The sequence below is a fragment of the Dyella jiangningensis genome (assembly GCF_003264855.1).
Classification (GTDB): Bacteria; Pseudomonadota; Gammaproteobacteria; order Xanthomonadales; family Rhodanobacteraceae; genus Dyella; species Dyella jiangningensis_C.
The window spans coordinates 2030875-2046643 of sequence record NZ_NFZS01000001.1; the positions used below are offsets into that span (position 1 = coordinate 2030875).

A 15769-nucleotide genomic window follows, 5' to 3' on the forward strand; every position below is an offset into this window, starting at 1 on the left:
TCGGCAGTTCTTATCAGCCTGTCATCGCGGTACCGAGCTTCAGCCGGGAGCACTGATCTTCAGCACCTGCCCGGGTTTCACGCCGGCGTTCTGCAAGTGGTTCCACTGCTGCAGCTGCTTGATGTCGACGGAGTAGCGTCGCGAAATGCTCCAGAGGCTCTCGCCCGACTTCACGGTATGCGTCTGGCTGGTCGCGGAGCGCTGCTTCGACGTCGGCGCATCGGCGTCCGAGGCCCCGGCAAGTGTGGCACCCAAGGGCGGAATCACCGCGGTGCCGGGAATATTGGCGTTGGCATCATTGGCAGCCAGCAGCGAATTGCGGAACTGCTGTACGTGACTGCTGGGCAGCAGCAGGTACGGCGAGGCGCGCGAATCGACCACGCCATTGCGGAAAGCGGCGTTGAGTTCCTTGAGCTCATCGGAGGACATGCCCGCGTGGTCCGCGGCATGGGCGATAGGCATCGAACTGTCGATGCCGACGGCGACCAGCCGTTCGCTGGAAGGCAGCGTAGGCAGGCTGACGTTGAAACGGTCGGGCTCGCGGATCACGCAGGCGATGGCCAGCAGCTTCACCAGGTGCTCTCGCGTCACCGACTTCACCGGCATCTTCGGAATCACCGGCTCGGCAGGCGGCGTACCGTGTTGGCCGACCATCCGCTTCACACCGAATTCGCCGGCATTGAAGGCATAGTCCACCAGCCGCCAGTCACCCAGATCGTCGTGATAACGGCTGAGCAGCGCCATGATGGCGTCAGTGGCCGCAGGGACGTCCAGACGGCCATCGAAGTTCTTGTCGACGCGAATGCCGAGCGCGCTGGCCGTGGCCGGCATGATCTGCCACATCCCGGCCGGCATATTCTTGCCGCCGAGGACGGGGCGATACTGGCTTTCGACCCATGGCAGCAGGGCGAACTCGCCGGCGACATGGTGGCGGGATGCGATCTGCTGCACGTACGCGAGGCGAGGCGCCGCCGCAGCGAGCTGGCTTTCGAAGCGGTCGGGATTCTGCGTATAGCGCCGGGCCCAGGTCGTGATGCCCGGATCGGCATCGCAATCGGCCATCTCGAAACTGCCGCGCAATTGGTCCCAGACGCCTGCGTTGCCTTCGCTGGGCCTGGCCGCGCTTGCGACGGGATGTGCGATGTCACGCACGGGCTGCGGCGCGGGGGCCTGCACGGATGGCCCGGGTGCCTTGGGCATCGGCGCGGTTGCGCATGCCGACAGCAGCACGGACAGGGCCAGGGGCAGGAGACGAAGGCGTCGGACACTCATCCGGTGAACACATCCTTGTTGGCGCGCAGTGCAGCGAATCGCGCGACGCGGTCGCCGTCGATGCCCTGGCGTTGGCTCCATGCAATCACGTCTTCGCTGTCCGTGCGAAGGAAAGGATTGGTTGCCCGTTCGGTCGAGAGCGTGACCGGCACGGTCGGCTGATGGCGCGCACGCAGTTCGCTCACTTCCTGCTGCCTCGTTGCCAACGCAGTATTGGAAGGTTCGACCGTCTGCGCGAAGCGACCGTTGGCCATCGTGTATTCGTGGGCGCAGCAGACGAGCGTATGGCCAGGCAGGGCAGCCAGGCGATCCAGTGATGCGAGCATCTGCGCCGGCGTCCCTTCGAACAGGCGGCCGCAACCCATGCTGAAAAGCGTGTCGCCACACAGCAGGACACCTTCGCCGGCGTAAGCTATGTGAGTCGTCGTGTGCCCAGGCACCGCAATGACGTCGAAGCGCGCGCAGGGTGCGTCGAACGTCACGACATCACCGTCGCCGACGCGATGGGTGGCGCGATCGATGCGCTCGTCGTGCGGCGCATAGACGGGAACGTCGTGGCGCGACAACAACGCATCGACGCCACCGATGTGGTCACGGTGGTGGTGCGTGAGCAGGATGGCGCGCAGCTCCACGCCGCGCGATGTCAGTGCCTTTTCGACGGGAGTTGCGTCGCCCGGGTCGACGACTATCGCGTGGCCGCTGTCGTCATGCAGCAGCCAGATATAGTTGTCGGCGAGCGCCGGTAACGGTACGACGTGCAAGGAGTTGTTCCTCCGCGGTCTTCGTATCGACTGGCGCAGGCATCCATGGCTTGCGCGAGGTGCCCGACTATAAAGCGCCTTGCCGATGCGCTCGTTAGTGAGACGTTAACCGTTCCGGAGCCTATTCAGCCGTGTGGCGCGGTTGGTGGGCGGCATGCAAACCAGAGCACGCAATGAGCGGGCCAGCGGCTACACTGTCGCCATCGATCCGGCCGGACCGCCCTGGCATGTCTCAGCGCGACCAAGACATCTACTCCAGCGCCCCTCTGCGCAGCCTGCTGGCAGAGGAGACGGCTGCACTGACTCCGGGCCTGCAGCGCTGCAGTGGGCTGCACGGGCTGCTGGTGAGCGTCAGCCGGGAAGATGCGCCGCCGGTGCTACCCCTGCTGGGCAACTGGACGCGCCTGAACCTGGAAGGCGGGCGTTACACGGGAGACCTGAGCGCCCGTGGAGATGAGCCCCTGCCGTTCGTGGACGACGCCTTCGAACTGGTCCTGCTGAGGCATGCCCTCGAAGTGTCAGGTACGCCACAGGACCTACTCGAAGAGGCATCGCGTGTACTCGTGCCAGGAGGCGTGCTGGCGATCACCGGCCTGCATCCTTTCAGCGCCTGGTTGCCGTGGATGATGTGGCGCACGCGAGGCCGCACACCGACGATGCATTCGCCCCTCCTGCTCGAACGCTGGGTGCGCCGCATCGAACTGGATATCGAGCACGTCGAACGCGTCGGCCATCTGTGGCCCAGCCCGCGGGTGGCCATGGACTCCGCGCACGTCTTTGGCGGCGGCTACCTGATGCTTGCCCGCAAGCGTCGGCGTGTGGCAACGCCGATACGCCTCAAACCCAAGACCATGCCAGCCCCCGTCAGCGTGGGCCTGGCACCGGGCGCACGTCGCAATGCGGCGTCCTGATTTCTCGCTTTGATGGGTGACAATGACTGAAGTGGAAGCATTTACCGATGGCGCGTGCCTGGGCAATCCCGGGCCGGGTGGCTGGGCTGCGCTGCTGCGCGCCAAAGGCACGGAGCGCATGCTCTCAGGTGGCGAGACGGCCACCACCAATAATCGCATGGAGTTGATGGCGGCCATCGGCGCGCTGGAGGCGTTGACGCGTCCGTGCACGGTGTCGCTCACCACCGACTCGCGCTATGTCATGCAAGGCATCGAGGAGTGGGTGCCCAAATGGCGTGCCAACGGCTGGCGCACGGCTGACAAGAAGCCTGTGAAGAACCAGGATCTCTGGCAGCGCCTGTCGACCGCCGTGGAGCGCCATCAGGTGCGATGGCATTGGGTGCGCGGACACAACGGCCACATAGAAAACGAACGGGTCGATGTCGCCGCACGCGAACAGGCCGAACAGTTCAGGAGCAAGGCATGAGACAAATCGTGCTGGATACCGAGACCACGGGTCTCGAAGTGCGTCAGGGTCATCGCCTGATCGAAATCGCGTGCGTGGAGATGATCGAGCGTCGTCCCACGGGTCGTCACTATCAGACCTATCTCAATCCCGATCGTGCGATCGATGAAGGCGCGCGCCAGGTCACCGGCATCGAGGACGAGTTCCTGCTCGACAAGCCGCGCTTCGCGGACGTGGTGGATGAGTTCCTGGCCTTCATCGATGGCGCGGAGCTGATCATCCACAACGCCGCGTTCGACGTTGGCTTCATCAACGCTGAGCTTGCCCGCCTGGGCGCGGCCTATGGGCAGCTCGCCGATCGTTGCAGCGTGCTCGACACGCTGATGATGGCGCGCGAACGCTATCCCGGGCAGCGCAACAGCCTGGACGCGCTCTGCAAGCGACTGGGCGTGGACAACTCCGCTCGTGACCTGCACGGCGGCCTGATCGATGCGCAGCTGCTTGCCGAGGTCTATCTTTCGATGACGTCGGGCCAGGTCGTGCTCGACCTGGGTTTCGAAGGAGCGCAGGAGCAAGGTACGACGGTCACGTTGGCGCCGGTGGTGCTTCACCGCCGTCCGCGGGTATTGCGCGCCAACGACGAGGAAGTGGCGGCGCACGAGCGTCGTCTCGATGCGCTGGACAAGAGCGCAGGTGGAAGCAGCATCTGGCGCCGCGAAGACGAGCCGCTGTCAGCGGTCAGCTGACGTTCCGCGCTTCAGTTGAAGCGCGCGAGAATGCCCGTGATGTTGTCGCTGCCGCCGGCATCCAGCGCGGCGAGCAGCAGATGCTCCACGCACTCCTGCGCCGATAGATCATGACGGGACACCATGCTCGCCATGACCGAGTCGCTGACTTCCTCGGTGAGGCCATCAGTGCACAGCAGGAAGCACATGCCCGGCTCCAGCCGGCCGCGCGCCATGCCGATATGCAGCTGCTCCGGCGCGGTGATACCCAAAGCCTGCGTGATGACGTTGCGCTGCGGATGACGCGTGGCCTGCGCGGCGTCGAGCATGCCGGCCGCCACCAACTCCTGCACCAGCGAATGATCGTGGCTGACCTGGCGCAGACTCTTCTGCCAGAGGTAGACGCGGCTGTCGCCGACCCAGGCGACTTCGTAGGAGTCCGCGTGCAGGCGCAGTGCCGCGATGGTGGTGCCCATCGGACGTGCATCCTGGAAGCCGCGGCTGTGCTGGATCAAACGCACGTCGGCGGCGCGGACCGCTTCCACCAGGCTATGACCGCGTGTCACCAGGTCGGCCACGGCGTCGCGCACCAGTGCGGAAGCGACCTCTCCGTGCTGATGACCGCCCATGCCGTCCGCCACGAGAAACAGGCCGAGCGAAGCGTCGGCGTAGTAGGTGTCTTCGTTGCGCGTACGGCGCAGGCCGACGTGGGTTCCGTGTCCAAACTCGATCATGGGATGCCTGGTGTGGCGTTGCGGTGCGAGCATGACGGATGTGAGGGGAATGCGCAAAGAATGGGTAGATGGAGGCGAAGCGATAAGGTGGAAGTGTTCACCTGTCATCCTCGCGAAAGCAGAGATTGGTGACGTTGGCCATGTGCTCGCTTCGAGGTCGGCGGCGGAATCTCGCGTCTGGTGGAATGAAGTAGAGACTCGCGATTTTGCAGATGGGATTGTCGGGGCCAGCCATGGCCCCTCCGCACTTGCGCGCTGTGGGGCCGGTCTGCGGCTGTCCAAATTTGCTCCAGGCAAATTTGTCGAACCCGGTGGGTTCTCACCCGGCCGTCACCGTCAGAAACGCAAACGCCGGTGATCGTGCAGGGTGGGATTGTCGGGTCCATCCATGGACCCGACCCCTACGCGCTTGCGCGCTGCGGGGCCAGCCTGCGGCTGTCCAAATTTGCTCCAGGCAAATTTGTCGAACCCGGTGGGTTCTCACCCGGCCGTCACCATCAGAAAAGCAAAACGCCCCACGAGGGGGGCGTTTTGCTTTTCTGGCGGAGAGGGTGGGATTCGAACCCACGGTACGCTTACACGTACGCCTGATTTCGAGTCAGGTACATTCGACCACTCTGCCACCTCTCCGAAGCGGTGCGTGTGGTCCACGCGAGCCGGCAATTGTACGCATCGGATGGCGGCGTGGCAATGGGGCCGATCCAGTCATTGCAGCGCGACGCCCCATCGATCGCGCCGGGGCAGGTGGCGGTCGCCTGGATCCAGCGAGACCACGACGCGAGTCGCGCGCCCGGTGATCTCCGTGCGCGGAAAGAACCCGAAGTAGCGGGAGTCGGTGCTGTTGTCGCGATTGTCGCCAAGCAGCAGGTATTGGCCGGCGGGCACGGTTACCGGGCCGAAGTCGCTGCTGTGACCTCGCGCGGCAAGCGACCAGCGCACGGCATGGTGTAGGGTGCCTACGGCTTCGATGGCATAGAGAGCAGGGTCTTCGCGGTCGTCGCGGATGCCGTCCACCTTGATGGGCTGATAGCTCGCGTACCGGCCGTTCACATAGAGCTGGTTTCCGCGCAACGCGACCGTGTCACCGGGCACGCCGATGACGCGCTTGACCAGTCGCTCGCCGGCAGCGGAAGAATCGAGCACGACGATATCGCCGCGCTGCGGATCGGACAGGTGCACCAGGGAGAGGTGGGTGAAGGGCAGGCGTACGTCGTAGGCGGCCTTGTCGACCAGGATGCGATCGCCGATGCGGATGGTCGGCTGCATGGAGCCGGTCGGCACCACGTTCCAGTCGGCGACGGCGCTGCGGAATACCAACATGCCGAGCATGAAGACGATGAAGCCCTTGTTCCGTGTGAGGAGCCTGGCCAGCCACTGCATGGGTGTTCTCCGTCCGCCCGTCAGTCTGGGTGGACCTCCGGCCGGGGGTAAAGGTTCCGGTTTGAGAGCAAGTCCTGAGCCGCATTGAGGGGGAAGGAAACGGGAGGCTGTGGTCGCATCCATTCTGGGAGATACCTCGATGGTTCCGACCCCGTTGCTTCTTCTGGCTACGGCTTCGCCTGCAACCCAGGCAACGCCGCAGTCCGTGGTGCGTACGATGTTCGAGGCCTTCAATAGCCATGACGCGACGCGGCTCGCGAGCCTGCATGCCGGAGATGCCCGGCTGGCGTCATCGGACTTCTGCAGTGCGCGCGTCGACCACAGAGGTGGTGCGCACTTATCGTGCGTTGTTCGATCGGTTTCCGGACATCCGTGACGAGGTGCAGGAGGTGCTCGTCGTCGTGCGTTTCGTGGCGGGAAGCGGGCAGGGCGCGGGCTCGCTGGCCTTGCTGATAGCGACGTTCCTCGTGGCGGAAGAAGGACTGATCCGATCCGACGACAGCCGGTTCGACACGGTTGGGCGTCCTTGCGAATGCTGACGTCGGGGTACAAAAAAGGCGGCGCTTTCGCGCCGCCTCTTATGGCCTGCATGGAACTCAGGCGGCCTTTTTCTTCTTGGCGAGCCGCAACCAGGTGTCGACCACGGTATCGGGGTTCAGCGACACCGATTCGATGCCCTGGTCCATCAGCCACTCGGCGAGATCCGGATGGTCGGACGGGCCCTGGCCGCAGATGCCGACGTACTTGCCCTTTTCGCGTGCCGTCTTGATCGCCAGTGCCAGCAGCTTCTTCACCGCCGGGTCGCGCTCGTCGAACAGGCTGGCCACGATGCTGGAGTCGCGGTCGAGGCCGAGCGTGAGCTGGGTGAGGTCGTTGGAGCCGATTGAGAAGCCGTCGAAGATGTCCAGGAACTCATCGGCGAGTAGCGCGTTGGATGGCACCTCGCACATCATGATGACCTTGAGGCCGTGCTCGCCCTGCTTCAGACCGTTCTTGCCCAGCACGTCGATGACCTTGCGGCCTTCGCCCAGCGTACGCACGAACGGGATCATCACCCACACGTTGTCCAAGCCCATCACTTCGCGCACGCGCTTGACGGCCTTGCACTCCAGGCCGAACGACTCGGCGAAGCCCGGGTCGACGTAACGGCTGGCGCCGCGGTAGCCGATCATGGGGTTTTCTTCGTGCGGTTCGTAGCGGGAACCGCCGACGAGGCCGGCGTACTCGTTCGACTTGAAGTCGGACAAGCGCACGATCACCGGCTTCGGATAGACCGAGGCGGCGATGGTGGCGATGCCCTCGGCGAGGCGATCGACGTAGAACGACACCGGATCGGCATAGCCGGCCATGCGCTCGTCGATCTTCTTCTTCGTCTCGGCGTCCTGCTTGGCGTATTCGAGCAGGGCCTTCGGATGCACGCCGATATGGCTGGCGATGATCATCTCCAGACGGGCCAGGCCGATGCCAGCGTTCGGCAGCATGCCGAAGTCGAAGGCGCGCTCGGGGTTGGCCACGTTCATCATGATCTTGAGCGGCGCTTCGGGCATGTCGCCCAGGTCGGCGGTCACGCGATCGAACTTGAGGTGACCCTCGTAGATCATGCCGGTGTCGCCTTCAGCGCAGGACACGGTGACCTCCGTGCCGTCCGGAATGGTGTCGAGCGCGTTGCCGGTGCCGACCACCGCGGGCACGCCCAGCTCGCGAGCAATGATCGCCGCGTGACAGGTACGACCGCCGCGGTTGGTGACGATGGCGGCGGCACGCTTCATCACTGGCTCCCAATCGGGGTCGGTCATGTCAGCGATCAGTACATCGCCTTGTTGCACCTTGTTCATGTCGGCCAGCGAGCGGATCACGCGCGCCTTGCCGGCACCGATCTTCTGGCCGATGGCACGACCCTCGGCCAGCACTTTGCCCTTTTCGCCGAGATGGAAGCGCTCGAGCTGGGTGGCGTGCGAGCGCGACTTCACTGTCTCCGGGCGGGCCTGCACGATGTAGAGCTTGCCGGTGTTGCCGTCCTTCGCCCACTCGATGTCCATCGGGCGGCCGTAATGCTGTTCGATCACCAGTGCCTGCTTGGCCAGTTCCTGCACGTCTTCGTCGTTGATGCAGAACTTGTTGCGCAGTTCGGCCGGGGTTTCCTCGATGCGCACGCGCTCGCCGGGCTTGTCCGAATAGACCATGCGCTGCTGCTTGGCGCCGAGGCTGCGACGCAGGACAGCGGGCTTGCCGGCCTTCAAGGTGGGCTTGAATACATAGAACTCATCGGGGTTCACCGCACCCTGCACGACCATTTCGCCCAGGCCGTAGGAGCCGGTGACGAACACCACGTCACGGAAGCCGGACTCGGTGTCCAGCGTGAACAACACGCCGGACGCGCCCACATCCGAGCGCACCATCAGCTGCACGCCGGCGGACAGGAACACGTCCTCGTGCTTGAAGCCCTGGTGGACGCGGTAGGCGATGGCGCGGTCGTTGTAGAGGGAGGCGAAGACTTCCTTCACCTTGTGCAGCACGTCGTCGATGCCGACGACGTTGAGGAAGGTTTCCTGCTGGCCGGCGAAGGAGGCGTCCGGCAGGTCTTCCGCGGTGGCGGAGGAGCGCACGGCGACGGCGATGTTGTCGGCGCCCGCGTCCTGGCAAAGCTTGATGTAGGCGTCGCGGATGGCTTGGTCGAGTTCGGCCGGCAGCGGCGTCTCGGTGACCCATTCGCGGATTTCCTTGCCTGCGGTGGTCAACGCTTCGACGTCGTCGACGTCCAGCGAGGCCAGGCGGGCCTGGATGCGCTTGGCCACGCCGCTCTTGTCGAGGTACTGCTGGAACGCATCGGCGGTGGTGGCGAAGCCACCGGGCACGGACACGCCGAGTTTGGCGAGATTGCCGATCATCTCGCCGAGCGACGCATTCTTGCCGCCGACCTTGCCCAGGTCGGTCATGCGCAGCGTGTCGAGCCAAAGCACCAGGTCGTTCAAGGGAGTCTCCTTCAAGAGCTCTTTAGTTTCGAAGTGGCTTGGCCGGTTCGATCCAGAAACCGGCCACAAAGAACTGGTATTGTCCGCTGCCGATGGTGCGCAGCACAAGAAGACCATTCCGCGCAAAACCCACGCCAGCTGCATACCAGTCAGGCGAGAGTCAAGCAAAGACAGGCTTTATGCGTTGCGCTAAGGTGAGGGCCAGGAACAGTCAGGGACTTCGGGTTACCCATGCAGCGAACCGTTTTCTTCATCTCCGATTCCACTGGTATTACCGCCGAAACGATCGGCAACAGCATCCTGGCCCAATTCGAGGGGGTCCAGTTCGACAAGCATCGCCTGCCGTTCGTCGACGACGCGCATAAGGCGGAGGCGGCCGCGCTGCGCATCAAGACGCGCTATGCCCAGACCGGCGAGCGCCCGATCGTGGTGAACACCATGGCCTCGCGCGACCTCTGCGAGATCGTGGCCGAGAGCGGTGCCCTGATGCTGGACGTGTTCGCGCCGTTCATCGGCCCGCTGGAGGATGAGCTGGGTGCCAAGCGTTCCGGCGCGGTGAACCGCTCGCATGGCCTGGTCGATTTCGACAAGTACGAGGCGCGCATCAATGCCACCAACTACGCGCTGTCACACGACGACGGTATTGATGTGGACTATGCCCAGGCGGACCTGATCCTGGTCGGGGTGTCCCGTTCGGGCAAGACGCCGACCTGCCTGTACATGGCCTTGCATTACGGGGTGAGCGCCGCCAATTACCCCCTGACCGACGACGACCTGGACAAGCTGGAGCTGCCGTCGAGGCTGCGTCCGTACAAGGACCGCCTGTTCGGCCTCACCATCGATCCCATGAGGCTGGCGCAGATCCGCGAGCAGCGTCGCGCCGGCAGTCGTTATGCCAAGCTGGAACAATGCAAATGGGAGCTGGCGCAGGCCGAAAAGCTGATGCGCCGCGAAGGGATTCCCAACCTCAACACCACGCATGTCTCCATCGAGGAGATCGCCAGCAAGATCTTCGACCGCTTCGGCATCGAGCGGACCATGTTCTAGAGAGGAGTAGCCATCGCCCATGAGTGTCGTACTGGACAGCCGCAACGCGCTACTACCGGGACGCTTCGGCTTCCTGATGGGGCTGTACGCGGAAAACTACCATCGGCTGGCGAAGCTGTTCGCGCCGCAGGAGTTGCAGCCGGGGTTCTATGTGTCCAGCGTGGACGATGGGCTCGACGTGCGCCTGCAGGTACAGGAGAAGCACCCGTATACGCTCGAACTGGAGTTGACCTACAACTTCGTCGATGCGCACACGGGGCAACCTTCGCCATCGGCGCAGTTGCGCATGTATACCGACGCGCATGTGGCCGAGGCGCTGCATTGTCATCCCGGCCGTCACCTTTGGCAGGTGCTTGGGCCATTTCCTCCTGCGCACACAGTGCTGCAGCACCGGCTGCGCATGAACGGATTCCTCTCGCGCTGGCTGGAATACCTGGCGGAGCAGGGGCATTCGATGGGGACGCTGGAGCGGCTGGAAGACCACCGCTCGCCCGACGAGGCCGCTCTCCTGTAGGAGCGCACCCAGTGCGCGAAAATCCGACGGAGCGGTAACGACCGACGCCTGCGGTCGCGCACAAGGTGCGGTCCTACAAGGGCGAGCAAAGGGTAAAACTTTTCTCCAGGCAACAAAAAACCCGCCAATGGCGGGCTCTTCGTAATCTGGCGGAGCGGACGGGACTCGAACCCGCGACCCCCGGCGTGACAGGCCGGTATTCTAACCGACTGAACTACCGCTCCACATTTTTACTGCTTCCATTACCACACCAACAGATTTCATCCTTGACCACTCTACTGCTTCGCCGGCATCCGGTTTGGCGTTAGAGTGGCGTCCCCAAGGGGATTCGAACCCCTGTACTCACCGTGAAAGGGTGATGTCCTAGGCCTCTAGACGAAGGGGACGTATCTAAATTTGGTGGAGCCAGGCGGGATCGAACCGCCGACCTCCTGCATGCCATGCAGGCGCTCTCCCAGCTGAGCTATGGCCCCGTGTGCCTCTGGAAGCCCGAAAGAATAGGTTGAGATTGCGATTTCGTCAAGCGCCCACGACCAGATTTTTTCAAAAAATTTTCACGTGCGAATCACAACAAGCAGTTACATCGATTCGCCGTTCGCTTGTTCGACGAAGGCGATGTCGACTTCGCCGGGCATGCGCTCCAGATCGTCGCGTGGGGCTGTGCATCCGGGGTTCGATTGCTAGTCTTGCGTGACGTCCCCACGGATTTCGTCGATGCACGATTTGCACTTCATCCAGGATCTCGCGACCGTCATGCTGATCGCGGGCCTGACCACGGTGATCTTCCAGCGGCTGCGTCAGCCGGTCGTGCTCGGATACATCATCGCTGGCGTGCTGGTCGGGCCTTACACGTTTCCCGTGGTCTTCATCCACGACGACCAGACGATCCGCACCTTGTCCGAACTGGGCATGATCCTGCTGCTGTTCGCGTTGGGCCTGGAATTCAGCCTGAAAAAGCTGCGCGAAGTCGGTGGCGCGGCGCTGGTGGCGGCGGTCTGCGAAATCGTACTGATGCTATGGCTCGGCTACGAAATCGGTCGCTTCTTCGGCTGGAGTCCGATGGACGCGCTGTTCCTCGGCGCCATGCTGTCGATGTCCTCGACCACCATCATCATGAAGGCGCTCGACGACTTGAACCTCAAGCGTGAGCGCTTCGCCCAGCTGATGTTCGGCATCCTGATCGTGGAAGACGTGCTCGCCATCGTATTGATGGCATTGCTTACCGGCATCGCCAGCACCGGCGGTCTGGAAGCGAGCGAGGCGATGGGGGCCATCGGGCGCCTCACGCTGTTCATGGCGGTGTCGCTGGTGGTTGGCCTGCTGCTGGTGCCGCGCGTGGTCGACTACATCGCAGCTGTCAGTCGTGACGATGTCTTGCTGGTGGCGGTGCTGGGCCTGTGTTTCGGCTTCTGCCTCCTGGTGACGGAGATGGGATACAGCGTCGCGCTGGGTGCCTTCATGATCGGCGCGATCGTGGGCGAATCGCAGAGCGTGGAGCGTGTCGAGCGGATCGTGGGTCCGGTGCGCGACATGTTCAGCGCGATCTTCTTCGTGGCGATCGGCATGCTGATCGATCCCGCCATGCTCAAGCAGTATTGGCTGCCCATCCTGGTGGTGACGGCGGTGGTGATCGTGGGCAAGGTGCTGACGTGCAGCTTCGGCACTTTCGTCGCGGGCAATGGCGGGCGTACGTCGCTGCGGGTCGGCATGGGATTGGCGCAGATCGGCGAGTTCTCCTTCGTGATCGCCTCGCTCGGCCTGACCCTCAAGGTCACCAGCGGCTTCCTGTATCCGGTGGCGGTTGCGGTGTCGGCGATCACCACGTTCCTTACGCCTTATCTCATCCGCTCCTCGGATCCACTCGCGGGCGCACTGAGTCGCCACTTGCCCAAGACCTTCATGGGGGCGCTGGCCACCTATACCGACTGGATGGGCAACCTGAGCCTGAGCGGGCAGGGTGCCACCGTGGCGAAGATGATCCGGCGCCTGGTATGGCACGTGATCATCAACATCATGCTGGTGGTGGCGGCGTTCCTGATCATGTCGTACCTGTATCGCCGTGGCTTCTTCCACTGGGATTTCCTGGCCGACAGGCCGCAGGTGAAGCGCAGCCTTGCATGGTCGATCGCCGCGCTGATTTCCCTGCCGATGATCGTGGCCGCGTATCGAAAGGCGTCCGCGCTAGGCATGCTGCTCGCCGAGCTCAGCATCCCCGAGCGCATCGGTGGTGCCTACAACATGCGCATCAGGGCCGTGTTGGCGCGGTTCATCCCGCTGATGACCATGTGGGTGCTTGGATTGCTGGTGGCTGCGCTGGCGTCGACCATCCTGCCTCCACGCGAAGTCGCGCTGGTGCTGGTGCTGGTTCTGCTGCTGCTTGCATGGCTGTTGTGGCGGGGGCTGGTGCAGGTCCATGCGCGCCTGCAGGCCGCATTGCGGGACACCCTGGACAAGCCGGGCCGTTCCGGTGACGGGCATGCCTGAAAAAGCCCGCTGATGCAGGGCGGCCAAACCAGTCTCAGGATGTGCACAAATCGTAAAAAACCGCGGCGAAACGGCCAAATCGTGAACTTTTAATCACGACTGACGGTCGTACCCCCCACAGCGTTGCCAAGACTCGACAGGGGCCGCACAATGCGGGGCCTGCCTCCATCGGGGGGGCTTAGTCCGGTACCGCCGGCATATCTCAAAACGAGGGAGTTCCACATGAAGCAATTTCTGCGTCCCACGCTGACGGCGGCCGCGCTCGCGGTTGCCCTGGGCATGACCGCTGGCGTGCACGCACAGGCAGCGAAGAGCGCCGCCCCCGCCGCCGCTCCCGCCACCGCCACGCCGCCGGCGGTCGACAAGACCAAGGCCAGCTATGTGGTCGGCTGGGATCTGGCGAGCTCGCTGCCGCCGCTGGTCCGCGCCGAAGTGGATCCGGCCACCGTGGCCCGCGCGCTGCAGTCCGCCCTCTCCGGCCAGAAGCCGACGATGAGCGAGGCCGAAGCCAAGCAGGTGCGTGATGCTTTCGTGGCCAACCTCCAGGCCAAGGCCAAGGCTGAGTACACCCAGGTCGCCGCCAAGAACAAGACCGAGGGCGACGCCTTCCTCGCCAAGAACAAGACCGCTCCGGGCGTGAAGACGACCGCTTCGGGCCTGCAGTACCAGGTGATCAGCCAGGGCACCGGCGCTCGCCCGGGTCCGAACGACACCGTGCAGGTCAACTACGTCGGCACCTTCGTCAATGGCGAGACCTTTGACGACTCGTCCAAGCACGAGGGCGGCGGCGCCGCTTCGATCCCGCTCGCCGGCGTGATCCCGGGCTTCCGCGAAGGCATGCAGCTGATGCAGGTCGGCGGCCACTACAAGTTCTTCATCCCGTCGAACATCGCTTACGGTGCGCAGCCGCAGAACGGCTTCCCGCCGAATGCGACGATCATCTTCGACGTCACCCTGGTCAAGACCGGCCCGACGCCGGCCGGCGAGCAGGCTGGCGGCGCGAAGTAATCGCCGAAAGCTCTCTCTGAGACAGGCACGGGGCGCGAAGCGATTCGCGCCCCGTGCTTTCTTGCCCCTTCGAGGAGGACTGGAATTCCTGGTACGGCTGCGCTTGATGCGTTCGCATGCTGTAACAGTCGCTGCTGCTAGAATTGCGGGCCTTGCACTCGGGAGTTGTTGCGACAATGAAGGTCACCATCTTCGGCACCGGTTATGTAGGTCTGGTCACCGGTGCCTGTCTGGCTGAAATGGGAAATCACGTCGTCTGCGTCGACATCGACGCGGGCAAGGTCGAGCGCCTTAAGAAAGGCGAGATCCCCATCTTCGAGCCGGGCCTGGAGCCGATCGTCAAGCGCAACTACGCCAGCGGCCAGCTCGATTTCACTACCCACCCGGCGCCAAGCATCGAGCACGGGCAGATCGTCTTCATCGCTGTGGGCACGCCACCGGACGAGGACGGCAGCGCCGACCTGAAGTATGTGCTGAGCGTGGCTCGCACGATTGGCCAGCACCTGGACAAGTACACGGTCGTGGTCAACAAGTCGACCGTGCCGGTTGGCACCGCTGATCGCGTTCGTGCGGCCATTGCCGAAGAACTGGAAAAGCGCGGCGCGTCCGTCGAGTTCGACGTCGTTTCCAATCCGGAATTCCTGAAGGAAGGCGATGCGGTGGAGGACTGCCTGCGTCCTGACCGCATCATCATCGGCAGCTCCAGCGAGCGCGCCGTCAACGTGCTGCGCAAGCTGTATGCGCCGTTCAATCGCAACCATGACCGCACGGTGGTGATGGATGAGCGCTCGGCCGAGCTCACCAAGTATGCGGCCAACGCGATGCTGGCCACCAAGATCAGCTTCATGAACGAAATCGCCAACATCGCCGAGCGCGTGGGCGCCGACGTGGAATTGGTGCGCCAGGGCATCGGCTCGGATCCGCGCATTGGCTACCACTTCATTTACCCGGGTGCGGGTTACGGTGGTTCGTGCTTTCCCAAGGATGTGCAGGCGCTCGAGCGCACGGCGCGTGGCGTGGGCTATGACGCCCGGCTGCTGGGGGCCGTCGAAGCCGTCAACCATGACCAGAAGACCAAGCTGTTCGAGCTGATCTCGCGTCATCTGGACGGCCAGTTGAAGGGCAAGACCATCGCGTTGTGGGGCCTGGCGTTCAAACCGAACACCGACGATATGCGCGAAGCTTCCAGCCGCAACCTGATGGAGGCGCTTTGGACGGCCGGCGCCAAGGTGCGCGCGTTCGATCCCGAGGCTCGGGAGGAAACCCATCGCATCTATGGCGATCGCGAAGACCTGGTCTTGTGCGACAACGCCTACCAGGCGCTGGAAGGCGCGGATGTGCTGGCCATCATCACGGAGTGGAAGGCATTCCGAAGCCCTGATTTCGCGCGCATTCGCGGCATGCTCGGCAGCCCCGCCATTTTCGACGGCCGCAACCTGTACGATCCGGTTGCGGTGGAAGAAGCCGGCCTGGCCTACTACGGCATCGGTCGCGGCCGTAGCCTGAGGCGCTGAGC

The 15769-nt window shown here is 63.8% G+C and carries 14 protein-coding genes and 4 tRNA genes; 9 read left to right on the forward strand and 9 right to left on the reverse strand.

Going from position 1 to position 15769, the window contains the following annotated elements; genetic code table 11:
- Positions 1-39: 39 nt before the first annotated feature.
- Both CA260_RS09075 and gloB read right to left on the reverse strand, forming a co-directional pair.
- Positions 40-1272: a LysM peptidoglycan-binding domain-containing protein gene (locus tag CA260_RS09075; RefSeq protein WP_338065726.1), complete on the reverse strand. Its 1233-nt coding sequence runs from the start codon at positions 1270-1272 to the stop codon at positions 40-42.
- Positions 1269-2033 carry a hydroxyacylglutathione hydrolase gene (gloB, locus tag CA260_RS09080; RefSeq protein WP_111982382.1) on the reverse strand — a complete coding sequence of 255 codons (765 nt, stop codon included), beginning with the start codon at positions 2031-2033 and terminating at the stop codon, positions 1269-1271. The genes CA260_RS09075 and gloB overlap by 4 nt, the downstream gene beginning before the upstream one ends.
- Before the next feature lie 227 nt (positions 2034-2260).
- On the opposite strand from gloB, the gene CA260_RS09085 reads away from it, so the two are divergent.
- The 3 genes from CA260_RS09085 to dnaQ are packed head-to-tail and all read left to right on the forward strand — an operon-like array spanning position 2261 to position 4135.
- Positions 2261-2944, forward strand: coding sequence for a methyltransferase domain-containing protein (locus CA260_RS09085; RefSeq protein ID WP_111982383.1), 684 nt, complete (start codon positions 2261-2263; stop codon positions 2942-2944).
- Between the two features lie 22 nt (positions 2945-2966).
- Positions 2967-3410, forward strand: coding sequence for a ribonuclease HI (gene rnhA / locus CA260_RS09090; protein ID WP_111982384.1), 444 nt, complete (start codon positions 2967-2969; stop codon positions 3408-3410).
- On the forward strand, positions 3407-4135 hold the full coding sequence (gene dnaQ, locus CA260_RS09095; RefSeq protein WP_111982385.1) for a DNA polymerase III subunit epsilon: 729 nt from the start codon (positions 3407-3409) through the stop codon (positions 4133-4135). The genes rnhA and dnaQ overlap by 4 nt, the downstream gene beginning before the upstream one ends.
- Positions 4136-4146: 11 nt before the next feature.
- Here dnaQ and CA260_RS09100 read toward each other — a convergent pair whose 3' ends face one another.
- The 3 genes from CA260_RS09100 to lepB all read right to left on the reverse strand — a co-directional run bounded on the left by CA260_RS09100 (position 4147) and on the right by lepB (position 6228).
- On the reverse strand, positions 4147-4848 hold the full coding sequence (locus CA260_RS09100; RefSeq protein ID WP_111982386.1) for a PP2C family protein-serine/threonine phosphatase: 702 nt from the start codon (positions 4846-4848) through the stop codon (positions 4147-4149).
- Positions 4849-5388: 540 nt separating this feature from the next.
- Positions 5389-5478 (reverse strand) — tRNA-Ser (locus CA260_RS09105).
- Between the two features lie 75 nt (positions 5479-5553).
- Entirely contained in the window at positions 5554-6228 is a 675-nt protein-coding gene (lepB, locus tag CA260_RS09110) for a signal peptidase I (RefSeq protein WP_111982387.1), read from the reverse strand.
- Positions 6229-6494: 266 nt separating this feature from the next.
- Between lepB and CA260_RS09115 the strand changes: the two genes are divergently transcribed.
- Complete coding sequence (locus CA260_RS09115) at positions 6495-6767, forward strand: hypothetical protein (RefSeq protein ID WP_146745301.1); 273 nt, start codon at positions 6495-6497, stop codon at positions 6765-6767.
- 57 nt (positions 6768-6824) lie between these two features.
- Here the strand turns inward: CA260_RS09115 and ppsA are convergent, their stop codons facing one another.
- Positions 6825-9200: a phosphoenolpyruvate synthase gene (gene ppsA / locus CA260_RS09120; protein WP_111982389.1), complete on the reverse strand. Its 2376-nt coding sequence runs from the start codon at positions 9198-9200 to the stop codon at positions 6825-6827.
- 231 nt (positions 9201-9431) lie between these two features.
- Between ppsA and ppsR the strand changes: the two genes are divergently transcribed.
- Positions 9432-10247 carry a posphoenolpyruvate synthetase regulatory kinase/phosphorylase PpsR gene (gene ppsR / locus CA260_RS09125; protein WP_111982390.1) on the forward strand — a complete coding sequence of 272 codons (816 nt, stop codon included), beginning with the start codon at positions 9432-9434 and terminating at the stop codon, positions 10245-10247.
- Positions 10248-10266: 19 nt separating this feature from the next.
- On the forward strand, positions 10267-10761 hold the full coding sequence (locus tag CA260_RS09130) for a DUF1249 domain-containing protein (protein ID WP_111982391.1): 495 nt from the start codon (positions 10267-10269) through the stop codon (positions 10759-10761).
- A 147-nt stretch (positions 10762-10908) separates the two neighbouring features.
- Here CA260_RS09130 and CA260_RS09135 read toward each other — a convergent pair.
- The 3 genes from CA260_RS09135 to CA260_RS09145 all read right to left on the reverse strand — a co-directional run bounded on the left by CA260_RS09135 (position 10909) and on the right by CA260_RS09145 (position 11234).
- Positions 10909-10985: transfer RNA gene (locus CA260_RS09135), tRNA-Asp, on the reverse strand.
- Positions 10986-11071: 86 nt separating this feature from the next.
- Positions 11072-11147, reverse strand: a tRNA-Glu gene (locus CA260_RS09140).
- An 11-nt stretch (positions 11148-11158) separates the two neighbouring features.
- Positions 11159-11234 (reverse strand) — tRNA-Ala (locus CA260_RS09145).
- A 241-nt stretch (positions 11235-11475) separates the two neighbouring features.
- On the opposite strand from CA260_RS09145, the gene CA260_RS09150 reads away from it, so the two are divergent.
- The 3 genes from CA260_RS09150 (at position 11476) to CA260_RS09160 (ending at position 15767) form a co-directional block, all read left to right on the forward strand.
- Entirely contained in the window at positions 11476-13245 is a 1770-nt protein-coding gene (locus tag CA260_RS09150; protein WP_111982392.1) for a cation:proton antiporter, read from the forward strand.
- A 222-nt stretch (positions 13246-13467) separates the two neighbouring features.
- Positions 13468-14253, forward strand: a complete 786-nt coding sequence (locus CA260_RS09155; protein ID WP_111982393.1) for an FKBP-type peptidyl-prolyl cis-trans isomerase N-terminal domain-containing protein — start codon at positions 13468-13470, stop codon at positions 14251-14253.
- A 176-nt stretch (positions 14254-14429) separates the two neighbouring features.
- Entirely contained in the window at positions 14430-15767 is a 1338-nt protein-coding gene (locus CA260_RS09160; RefSeq protein WP_111982394.1) for a UDP-glucose dehydrogenase family protein, read from the forward strand.
- The last annotated feature ends 2 nt before the right edge of the window (positions 15768-15769 follow it).

Excerpts from the sequence above, each read along its gene's own strand:
- CA260_RS09075 (WP_338065726.1), bottom strand. The coding sequence starts at position 1,272 with ATGAGTGTCCGACGCCTTCGTCTCCTGCCCCTGGCCCTGTCCGTGCTG.
- CA260_RS09085 (WP_111982383.1), top strand. The coding sequence starts at position 2,261 with ATGTCTCAGCGCGACCAAGACATCTACTCCAGCGCCCCTCTGCGCAGC.
- rnhA (WP_111982384.1), top strand. The coding sequence starts at position 2,967 with ATGACTGAAGTGGAAGCATTTACCGATGGCGCGTGCCTGGGCAATCCC.
- dnaQ (WP_111982385.1), top strand. The coding sequence starts at position 3,407 with ATGAGACAAATCGTGCTGGATACCGAGACCACGGGTCTCGAAGTGCGT.
- CA260_RS09100 (WP_111982386.1), bottom strand. The coding sequence starts at position 4,848 with ATGATCGAGTTTGGACACGGAACCCACGTCGGCCTGCGCCGTACGCGC.
- lepB (WP_111982387.1), bottom strand. The coding sequence starts at position 6,228 with ATGCAGTGGCTGGCCAGGCTCCTCACACGGAACAAGGGCTTCATCGTC.
- CA260_RS09115 (WP_146745301.1), top strand. The coding sequence starts at position 6,495 with ATGCCGGAGATGCCCGGCTGGCGTCATCGGACTTCTGCAGTGCGCGCG.
- ppsR (WP_111982390.1), top strand. The coding sequence starts at position 9,432 with ATGCAGCGAACCGTTTTCTTCATCTCCGATTCCACTGGTATTACCGCC.
- CA260_RS09130 (WP_111982391.1), top strand. The coding sequence starts at position 10,267 with ATGAGTGTCGTACTGGACAGCCGCAACGCGCTACTACCGGGACGCTTC.
- CA260_RS09150 (WP_111982392.1), top strand. The coding sequence starts at position 11,476 with ATGCACGATTTGCACTTCATCCAGGATCTCGCGACCGTCATGCTGATC.
- CA260_RS09155 (WP_111982393.1), top strand. The coding sequence starts at position 13,468 with ATGAAGCAATTTCTGCGTCCCACGCTGACGGCGGCCGCGCTCGCGGTT.
- CA260_RS09160 (WP_111982394.1), top strand. The coding sequence starts at position 14,430 with ATGAAGGTCACCATCTTCGGCACCGGTTATGTAGGTCTGGTCACCGGT.